Raw genomic sequence first — 10,011 nt, 5'->3', positions numbered from 1 at the left:
TCGCGCGCCGCCGCGGTGCCGGCTTCGACGCTCTGCCAGAATTGCTGCGCCGTCGCGATCTCGTGGTCGGAGGGCACCACCAGCACCAGGCTGTCGCCGAATTCCGACAAGGTGCGCAGGCTTGCCAGGGCAACGGCCGCGGCAGTGTTGCGGCCGGTCGGCTCGAACAGCGGGCCGCCGCCCGAAAGCTCGAGACCGGCAATATCGGCATGAACGCGGTCGGCGCGCATTTCCGAGGCAATCAGGAAGACCGGCGTTTCGCCCTCCGGCCGCGCGGTCAGCCGCCGCAGCGTCTTGCCAGCATCGAGCCGTCGCCGGAGAAATCATGGAACTGCTTGGGATTATCCTCGCGCGACAGCGGCCACAGCCGCGAGCCGACGCCGCCGCTCATGACAAAACTGACGATCCGTTCGGTCATTTGGTTGATACCTTTAACTTTTTTGACATTCAAACGAGGCAAGGAGTGAGGCCACATCCTATCGGCGGTGCATTTCTTGCCGCCCCCTGCGGCACGACGATCCACGTGCTTGGGAAAACTATGCGCAGATCAATGTCAAGAAGGCACGGGGGATTGGTCCGGAGAAGTCGGTCTACTGTGACCTAAGCCGCGGCTTTACAGGCATCTCGACTTTTCCAGACAAACTTCTGGCGGGCAATGCGTGCGCAAATCGGCTGTGTCCCTCGGATCAATAGATCTGCAGCCCTCGTCTGTTGATCACCGCCAGAGTTGTGTGCCGACCGTCAATACTTATCTGGGCACTGAGCTGGCCGCATTGGACCGGGTATGTCGTGCGCTTGTCGTCACTCTGCCATGGACTGATCGCCATCACGATGCATTCATCCTCATCCACCATCACTTTGCGGATCAACGGTCCGTGTGCTTTCCATACTTCATGGGCAGGCCGGTCGATCAGCAGCTGACCGCGGGATAATTTTTCTGAAAGCATAGCGACCCTGTTTAGCGACCGAACGAAAAGCGGAAGCTGCTCGTAAGGCTGTTGCGTCCCGGTTTTCACCTGAGGCTCATAGCCCCACAGAACGACTCCCTTGGCGCCACTGAAATAGGGAACGATCGCCATCGCCTCGACCAGATAGGACGGCAGTTCCTTTCCCTTCAACGCATTGTTTGCGCCATGAAATCGCAGCCACTCATAGGCGTAGACCGGCTTGTCGCCCACAGACCGGGTGCGCAGATAATTCTCCTCGACATTGGTTGCCATGTATAAGACAGCGTCAGGTTGATCATAGAAAAGATAAATGCTGGCCACGTAGAAATCGACGTAGGAGTCGATATACTTCCACAATCGCCAATCTGAGTTGTGTGTGCCGTCATTTTGAGCCGCAGTTGGTGAAATGCTCCGGTGGAATGGCTGGACACCGTATAGCCCAACGCGAGTCGTGGGATAGCTTTCCTTCGTCCATTTCAGCGGTAGCCAGAACCATTGCGCCCACTGTTTAAAATAGGCTTCGTCGAAAGCTTCCCTCGACTGGACGCCGGAAGCCCGCCGTGCCGCCCCATCTTCCCAAGCGAGCTTTGTGTCTTCCTCAAAGGGGAATTCTATGTCGTGAACATATATCCCATTTGGGACAGCCTGTTGGATGTTGCGCCGGATGACACGTTCAAAGAATGGCGGCTTCTGCCACGGATTGACGTGGTGACTGCCTATTGCGACGGTGATGTTCTCGCGTTGCCTGGGAAAATCCGCGTAGGTGTTCAAGACTGTCACAGGCTCGAACCCCCGGGCGTAGGCGTTCTTCGCAGCTTCGCCCTTCGAGCCGTCGATCACATTCCAGTACGCCTTGAGATCGCCCGCCAGGGAGAGTGCAGGAATGTTGCCCCAGCCGAAATCCTGCGACGGCTGCGCAAGGCTGCTTTTTCCACAAAAGGCAAAAAGGGCAAAACCTGCAACAATCCCCACAGAAGTCAGCACTGCGAATCGGCGTTTGATCTCTGCTTTTTTCACAATTCCTCCATGCGAGGTCGGGTAGGGCCAGACCTCGATCGCGCGTTGTCCATCTGGTTCACTGGCGTAGCGGGTCGTGAAGAGCCCGGCACACCGCATCTCCTTCCATTCCCAGGAAACACGGCGCCATCACCACATGGGATCAAGTAATTAAGCGGCAGATTTCCAACGCTGGTTGACTAGAAGCCCTGTTCATTTGATTGTGGATTTGGTATCCGCCAGCCGACATTGCAACGCAGAAAGTCGGACATGAACCCAGGTTTTGAATCCAGGACTTATCCAGAAATGCTCGCTGGAGGCTTCAGCCGTGTTGACGGAACAATCCAATTCTACACGAGGGTGAATGCCCTTCTTTCAGAGAACATGGTTGCCGTGGATTTTGGGTCCGGACGCGGAGGATGGTACACCGACGATAGGCTGCCTTACCGCCGTTCGCTTCGCAATCTCAAAGGCAAGGTGAGAAGGGTAATCGGTGTCGATGTCGATCCGGTCGTAACGCAAAACCCCTCCGTGGACGAAGCCGTGGTCTTCGATGGGTCTCATATACCGCTTCCTGATGCCTCAGTCGATATTATCATCGCCGATCACGTTTTCGAGCACCTACCCGACCCTGCCACTACAGCTTCGGAGCTCGACCGGATATTGGCATCTGGTGGCTGGATTTGCGCGAGGACGCCAAACAAGTTCGGCTATGTGGCGCTATTCAACCAACTACTGCCCGAGAGTGCCAAATCCGGCATCCTGCATTTCGCCCAGCCCGGTCGCAAGGACGAGGATGTGTTCGAAGCCTATTATCGCCTGAACACCAGATCGGCGTTGCGACGTCATTTCCCCGGATATGAAATCGCGTTGCACTCTTGGGAAGCCGAGCCGGCCTATCATGCAGGCAAGGCCGTTATCTTTCACCTGGTGAGAGCCTGGAGCTTATTGGTTCCAAGTGGCATGAGCACCGCGCTTTTTGCATTCATGCGTAAATCCCCAGCAGCCTAGATGTTTGGTCCCGGCATTTGCTGGCGGATTGAGTTTGAAGCGTTCCGATTGTGATACCCACGCCTTGCAAATGAACCCGTAAGGCGTGAGGCCTTTGAGGATCTAGAGCCTGCGAGCGAAGTTGTAGGCGGCAACGAAGTCGGCGAGATCTGTGCGTAGTTGATCATGGCTCTCGTAGTAGAAGCGCTTGACGGTGGTGTCCGTGATGGTCCGGTTCATTCTCTCGACTTGGCCGTTGGTCCACGGATGCCTGGCCCCTTGGTCGTGCGGAGATGTCGTTCCTGGCGCGGGCGTATCGAAGGCGTGAGCGCGGAAGGTCTCGCCATTGGCGATTGCCTCCTTGATCAGCGGCACCGCCGAGCCACCGGCACCAGGGGTGGTGAACTGGATGCCATTGTCGGTAAGCACGGTATGGATCTTGTAGGGGACGGCCGCGATCAGCCGCGCTAGAAAGTCTCGCGATACGGCGGTGGGGGCCTTTCGTGCAGCTCGACGAAGGCGAACTTCGAGGTGCGGTCTATGGCGACGAACATGTGCAGCTTGCCCTGCTCGGTCCTGACCTCGGCAATGCCGATGTGGAAGTGGCCGATCGGGTACCTCTTAAATTTCCTCTTCGTCGGTTTGTCGTCCTCGACATTCGGCAGCCGGCCAATGCCATGGCGTTGCAGGCAGCGATGCAATGAAGACCGCGTCAGGTGCGGAATGGTCGCCTGAAGCGCATAGAGGCAGTCGTCGAGCGGCAGCAGCGTATGCCGGCGGAAAGCGACAATGACCGCCTCCTCCTCAATCGAGAGCATCGTTGATCTCGGTTCCTTCGGACCAGTCGGCCGATCGGCGACCGAAGCGCGCCTCTTCCACTTCGCGACCGTCTTCTGGTTGATCCCGTAGCGCCTGGCCAGCGTCCTCGGGCTCTCTTGACTATGCTGTATTGCTCATCGGACCGCCTCAGTCGTTGTGGCGCTCCCATGCAGAACCTGGTCCATAGCGCATCCTTTGATTCGGAAGATAAGGATGCTCCATCAAAGTCCGGGATCAAACATCTAGAGGTCTTGATGAGGGCAAAGGCAAAGACCGTCAATCAGCCGGCTAAGCTACGTTACACCCTTCAACTTAGGATAAACTTATCAGCCTTCTCGGCAGGGATAGCAATCGTGTTCCACGCGGGAGTCTCAATGTCGGAATTTGGCAAGAGCGGTCTGGCACCATCGAACAGCCGATAACCGCTCCCAATCAGAATACGACCAATTTCACCGGAATTACGAGGCGCGACCTCGATAGCCATGGCTGGACGCGCCACTTTCAAAAGGTGAGAACTCCCATCAAGCAATTCCGCCTCGGCGCCTTCGACATCGATTTTCACAACATCAGGCGATGGTAGCAACTTAAGACAGTCATCGAATGACAAACACACAATGGTTTGCAGTTCACGAACGCCGCCCGTCTGCGAATTTCCGTATTCGGCCAGCGCATTTGAAGCTCGTGCACGGCTAGCAATAGCAAACGACCTGAAGCCCATTACGCCTGCCATTCCCGCAGGGATGATCAGCAGTTCTGCGGCTTCATTAGGCTGAAGGCTGGCGGTGCGGCGCAGCAAAGCCACTAGGGACGTGTCTGGTTCGAACGCAACAACGCGCCCTTTCGATCCGGCCAAACCAGCTGCAGCGACGGTGAAAAGCCCAATGTTGGCTCCAATATCCCAAACTGTATCGCCTTTCCTTATCAACATTTTCGCTGCTGAAAGAAGGTCCGGGTCGATTTGAGAAATTGGCTTGAAGAAATATCGCAGTCCGCCGGCCGTAGAGACCATAATCGGCAAACCGCCAAATTCTTCAGGCATTCGGCGACGGCGAACTTGATCACGCATCGCCCGTTCCAAAAACGTTCTTAATTTGCGCATCAGAATACCAAACCTGCACGCAGAGAAGCTTTCATCTAAGTCCCTTTCTGCTCAGAAATTAACAACCTAATCGTTTGAAAATACCACGTCTTGTAAAAAGCGTACTGAAATCCGGCCGACCCATCAAGAAAACCGAATTTAAGAAAGTATGTAATTACAAAGTATGCCCACGGATACCACCATTTAGACAAATTTCCATACTTAAGTCTTTGACGATGCGTCATCTTGTTCAAGGCGACACCGCTAGATCTTAGGCGCACAATCCGATTCGCTTCCCAGACAGCATAGTCACGGTGGCGATCAACGAACTTGATAATCCCTCGATCGTCATTGTGCTCTATGCGGGCGGCGATCTCTCCGACCGGGCCGTCGATAATGGGATGCTCGTGGACCTCCATATCGAGGCCACTCCAATGATCTTCATCGATTTGTTCGTACAGTGCTTTTCCGACGCGAAACAACGCTAGCTTGCGCTGCGGCACACCAAAGCGCAAACGGCGGCCGAGGAAGAAATTGTCGTAATTCAGCCAGAAACCGCATTGGCTGGGATCTTGGGTTGCGCGGTCCACGGCATCGCAAAATGCAGCGTCAACAAATTCATCGGCATCAAGGAACAACACCCATTCGTTCCGAAGCGGGACATTGAGAAGCAACCAATTGCGCTTCTTTGGGTACTTTCCGTCCCAATTGAAATTAACGATGTTCGCGCCGTATTCATTTGCAATAGCCGGAGTCCGATCGGTGCTGGAAGAGTCGACCACAATTACTTCGGAAAACCGGCTCAGACGAGAAAGGCATTTTCCGAGGTTCGTCTCTTCATTCTTGACGGGAACAACGACGGTGATGGAAATCTTTGAGTCTGACATCAACGTGTACCGATGCTCCTGGCCGGGTTCCCAACAACAACAAGATTGGGACCGACGTCACGCACGGCGACGGCCCTTGCTCCGACCACGGCTCGTTCGCCAATCGTGACTCCGGGACCGATGAATGCATCGGCGCAGATCCATGCCCCGGCCCCAATGGAGATCGGCGGTTTCGTGAGCGGCATTCGAGGATCCCTGTGGTCATGCGAACCCGCACATAGATGTGCACCCTGCGAAATTGTAGCGGCCTCCCCGATACTGATCCTTCCCAAGGCGTAGAGCACAACTCTGTCGCCAATGGCAGCGGACTGACCGATGACAAGATTCCACGGAATGGCGATCTTCACGGAGGGATAGATATGCACGTCGTTGCCGACGGTTGCGCCAAACCGCCTGAGCAAAAACCGCCGCCATCCCCACATAAGCCTTGGGCTTAGCGAGAACAGTGGCCCCGCAAGAGCCCAAAGGAAGCGACCCAGCTTTTCCTTCCTGGACCATTTCCGTGATGCCCGATTGGCGGCTACATGCGAAGCAAAATTAGCGGGATCCATCTTGTCCAATCATCGAGAGGCCGGTGACGACCTCTTTTGGTGACCACGGGCCGCGAGCCGGACGCGAGCGAGAGTTTGGCTCAAAGCATCGATCATGCATCAGTGCGCACAAAGTCTGGCTGGTCATCGCTTTTGACACACCAGCGATAGACATGGGCCATGTTGGCAGCGATCTTCTCCCATGAGAAATCGCGTTCCATCCATGTCCGACCACGCGATCCCATTGCATCTAAGGACGTTCGCGGCATCGCCATGGCGGTTTTCAAAGCCGCGGAAAGCGGCTCTACCCCATGTTCTATCCACCAACCGCAGCGATGTTCAGCCAGGCCCTTCCACGGCGCGCCAACGGTGCAGATTACCGGTGTCGCATTCGCCAGGGCTTCGGCCACCACCATACCAAAATTTTCATTCAAAGTAGGTAAAACGAACAAGTCAGCATCCTGATACGCTTTTTGCTTGGTCTCGCCAAAGACGGCATCTTCAAAAACCACCCTGACCACACCGAGTGCCTTGCAGCGTCGTTCCAGTCCCTCCCTGGTCCCTTTCTCAGAAGGGCCGACAATCCGAAGTTGCCAGTTGCCATGCGCCGCTTCAATGCGCGCCCATGCTTCGATAAGACGATCAATCCCCTTCTTGGGATGTATCCTACTTAGGCACAGCACAGTTCGCGTTCGTTCATCCTCTTTCGGCCTCTCGGCCAGCAAAGGCAAATCGATGCCATTCGGAATAATTGCCACCGGCGCGGTCAGCCCAAAAGCGCGTAGTTCCAGACACTCCTGGAGACTGGTAGCATGGAAGCAGGCTGTGCGATCGAGAGCGCGCTTCTGTGCAACTGCCCAAAAAGCACGCTTTTTATAGTAAGAGAATTGAAGCGCAACTTCACCCAGCATCCCCCTGGGAGATACGATCAACGGCCGCCCATATCGCCCCGCGCTCCAGCCGGGGTAGACATTCGGCATCAGCCAGAGCCCATGGGAGTGAAAGATCGCCCCGGAACTCGCCGCTTGATCCAGCGCCTCGTGGAGCTTCCTTGAAAAACATAGCCTCTTGGCGATGGGTAGCTGGTCGAAATCACAGGGAAAAACGCGAGAGCGTGTGACGTTCGGGTCCGGCTGCCCTCTCATTATCGTGCTCCAGAGTTGAGATGCGACTCCTCGTTCACTCAGAGAATCGGACAGCCGCCGAACCGAATAGCTCGGACCAGAGGCTTCCGTGGCAACTGAAGCCACAACCTGCACGACCTTCATACGACCGACCGTCCCTGCAACCAGATCGATCCAGCCGCCTCAAGAAACACGACACCGAATCCCCCGTCCGTCACCCGGCTCACATTTCGCTGTGCATTTTGTCGACAAACCGAGCAACAGCATCGGCGAATGGTCCCGGCCCAAATTTCGTGGCCACCGATCGGGACGCGTTTTCGGCCTCCTGCCAATGGTGCGTATCCCAGGAAGCGATGGACCGCAGCGCATCGGTGATGGCGTTCACATCACCGGGGCGAAACAAAACCGAGTTGCTTTTCGTTGCAAGGTCTTGTGCGGAGCCAACAACCTGTGACAAGGCAAGAGCGCATCCGCTGAGTACAGCTTCGTGCGCTACCAACCCCCAGGGCTCATACAGGGATGGCAGGACCAGACAGCGTGCATTTCGAAACACGTCAGCGAGTTGTGCCGGCTGAAGGAAATCGGAGACGTCGAGCCGTGGATGACAAGGCAACTGTTCCCGCAGTGGTCCGGCTCCACAAATCTGGAGGGACCATTCCGAATTGTCGGCAGCGAAGTCCACGAATGCCTTCGCCAGAGCAACGACGAACTTTACCTGAACCAATCTTCCCACGAACAAAAAACGCTTGGGACGAGAATTGAGGGAAGCGCCTCCGTTGAACAAGACCGGATCGGCGCCATACATTCCTTCCAGCACTGTGCTTGACCGATAGCCCATACGCTCGGCGTATTTCGTTCCAGCAATGCCTGGCACAAACACGCCATCGAAGCGCCGTCTCAAAAGAGCGCGATGCCGTATCGGATCAAGCAGGTGCTGCCGCAGGGTTCCTTGCCAATTCGAGTCGGTTTGCAAGATCACTTTTCCTCCGCCCGACCGGCAGCGGACACCGAGCGAATTGAAGGCGGGCCAGTGGAATCCGCCTTGGAAAAATAAATCGGGCCGAGTTAAGCCCAAGCGCGTCCAGTCCGCATCGGCATCCCGACCATCAATCCAGTGCACGGCCTGGCCAAGAGAACGTTCCATGCCGGCAATCGGTACAGACGGCCGGGTTCCAATCACAGTTACGGTTCCAGGAAATCGGTCGATCACGGCGCGGATACAGCGTGCTGCATAGTCAGGCAGGCCCGACCAGGCAAACGCAATGGATCCAGTATCGCGTGGCGCCATTCTAGCTCTGTCCATTTTTGTATTCATTATTGGCGCCCGGCGCGAAGTCGGTCCGCATCGATAAATTGCCGACGCGGCGCGTATACCAATCTTTTTGACGCGCCAACAAGCGTACCGGCGCCAGCAACATACAGATAAACCATCATGGTGTGAGCCGAAAAAACTCCAAGGAAAACTGCTTCGAAGACACTCACAGTCAGAATTAAAGCAATCGCCGATATATACAAATCCGCGTATTCCTGCTCCATGGAGCGAAGATCTCTTAATTTATTAATCCTGAATATATAGCCAATGGCAGAAAACAGAAATAGAAACAGAAGCAACAGCGCTATCATTCCTCCACTGTATGCTGCAGAAATCCAAGAACTAACCGTAAAATAATACTTTGGCGGATCCCCGCTTGGCTCACCGCCAAGCAAAGGGTTCCGAATAAACTGATCCCACCCAGAGGCCCAATATTCAGATCGAGTATCAGTGCGCCCTTCCACAAAACGCGATCGAATTAGATCTGCTATGGAGTCATATAATGACACATAGAGTACCGGCATCGCCAGAGCACCCAGGATGATGACGTATACGAATCGACGTCGATCCAAAAAAAATCGACAAGCGAGAATAATACATATTATAGTTGAGAAGAATCCAAGGCGAGAACCTGAGTGATACTCAATAAAAAGCACGCACGCCATGATGGTTACTGCCAATGTCCCGACAATGCTTTTCATCCCATAGCGAACAACACAATATAAGAGCGCTGGGACACACAGAGCGCACGACATCGCCAGGTGTTGCGGATTAGCGGTTATACCAAAAAACCGACTACTGGACAGAACAATTGAACTTCCTGGAAAATAAAAGTATACATACATGTTACAAGATACAAAAAGTAAGGCAAATACATATATCGTTTGCACAACGTGAGGCATGTAACTTCTTTGTCGGAAACTTTCTCGCTCATATCCAGCGGCGCATACTACAAAAACCAACATCTGGACGAAAATTGCAAAGGTTCCTTGGAGAAAAATACCGGTGTTCCCATACAGAAATAGCTTAAAAAGGAGGAACACGTTCACAGCCGCAATGTACAGAGAGGCGCTGCGCCAATCCATACGACGGAATCCATTGCCAAGGGTCAAAGCGACGGTAACTGCAAGCAACATGGTGGCGAACGACAAATTGCGGCCTTGCTCAAAAATGGCTTCAAGCGGAGCATTCATGGGAGGGTATAGCTGACCTTCGTAGTCCTGCGCTTTCGCAAATGCGGCAAACCACAGCGAGGCACCGGAAGCCGCGGCAACGACCAACCTCGCACCTTGTGAAGAACGACCGATCCTATTACCTACCATCATCAT

General features: G+C 54.7%; 8 protein-coding genes and 2 pseudogenes. 1 reads left to right on the top strand and 9 read right to left on the bottom strand.

The genetic code is table 11. The features are described 5' to 3' along the window. Together NMG46_RS28450 and NMG46_RS28445 are read right to left on the bottom strand one after the other, a co-directional pair. Positions 1-418 (bottom strand): annotated as a pseudogene (locus NMG46_RS28450) (sugar phosphate nucleotidyltransferase); the annotation flags it as partial. Between the two features lie 268 nt (positions 419-686). Continuing rightward, entirely contained in the window at positions 687-1,964 is a 1,278-nt protein-coding gene (locus NMG46_RS28445) for a hypothetical protein (protein WP_254820628.1), read from the bottom strand. A 249-nt stretch (positions 1,965-2,213) separates the two neighbouring features. Between NMG46_RS28445 and NMG46_RS28440 the strand changes: the two genes are divergently transcribed. Then, the gene (locus NMG46_RS28440) at positions 2,214-2,954 is read left to right on the top strand and encodes a class I SAM-dependent methyltransferase (protein ID WP_254820627.1); all 741 of its coding nucleotides are present in this window, start codon (positions 2,214-2,216) and stop codon (positions 2,952-2,954) included. Here NMG46_RS28440 and NMG46_RS28435 read toward each other — a convergent pair. The 7 genes and pseudogenes from NMG46_RS28435 to NMG46_RS28405 form a co-directional block, all read right to left on the bottom strand. Further along, positions 2,951-3,883: pseudogene (locus NMG46_RS28435) on the bottom strand (IS481 family transposase). The gene NMG46_RS28440 and the pseudogene NMG46_RS28435 sit on opposite strands and share 4 nt — an antisense overlap. Before the next feature lie 176 nt (positions 3,884-4,059). Continuing rightward, on the bottom strand, positions 4,060-4,818 hold the full coding sequence (locus tag NMG46_RS28430; protein WP_254820626.1) for an FkbM family methyltransferase: 759 nt from the start codon (positions 4,816-4,818) through the stop codon (positions 4,060-4,062). Between the two features lie 68 nt (positions 4,819-4,886). Continuing rightward, positions 4,887-5,717: a glycosyltransferase family 2 protein gene (locus NMG46_RS28425; protein ID WP_254820625.1), complete on the bottom strand. Its 831-nt coding sequence runs from the start codon at positions 5,715-5,717 to the stop codon at positions 4,887-4,889. Then, complete coding sequence (locus tag NMG46_RS30090) at positions 5,717-5,902, bottom strand: hypothetical protein (RefSeq protein ID WP_367117744.1); 186 nt, start codon at positions 5,900-5,902, stop codon at positions 5,717-5,719. Before NMG46_RS30090 ends, NMG46_RS28425 begins: the two co-directional genes overlap by 1 nt. A gap of 458 nt (positions 5,903-6,360) precedes the next feature. Beyond that, a complete protein-coding gene (locus NMG46_RS28415; protein WP_254820624.1) occupies positions 6,361-7,515 on the bottom strand; it encodes a glycosyltransferase in 1,155 nt (384 codons plus the stop codon). Between the two features lie 79 nt (positions 7,516-7,594). After that, positions 7,595-8,659, bottom strand: a complete 1,065-nt coding sequence (locus NMG46_RS28410) for a glycosyltransferase (RefSeq protein ID WP_254820623.1) — start codon at positions 8,657-8,659, stop codon at positions 7,595-7,597. Between the two features lie 26 nt (positions 8,660-8,685). Further along, positions 8,686-10,011 carry an O-antigen ligase gene (locus tag NMG46_RS28405; protein WP_254820622.1) on the bottom strand — a complete coding sequence of 442 codons (1,326 nt, stop codon included), beginning with the start codon at positions 10,009-10,011 and terminating at the stop codon, positions 8,686-8,688.

Origin of the sequence: Mesorhizobium sp. LMG 17147 (genome assembly GCF_024297145.1) — a bacterium.
In the GTDB taxonomy this organism is placed as follows: Bacteria; Pseudomonadota; Alphaproteobacteria; order Rhizobiales; family Rhizobiaceae; genus Mesorhizobium.
Note: the sequence above shows the minus strand (reverse complement) of the source record. Positions and strands in the feature narration are given on the sequence as shown.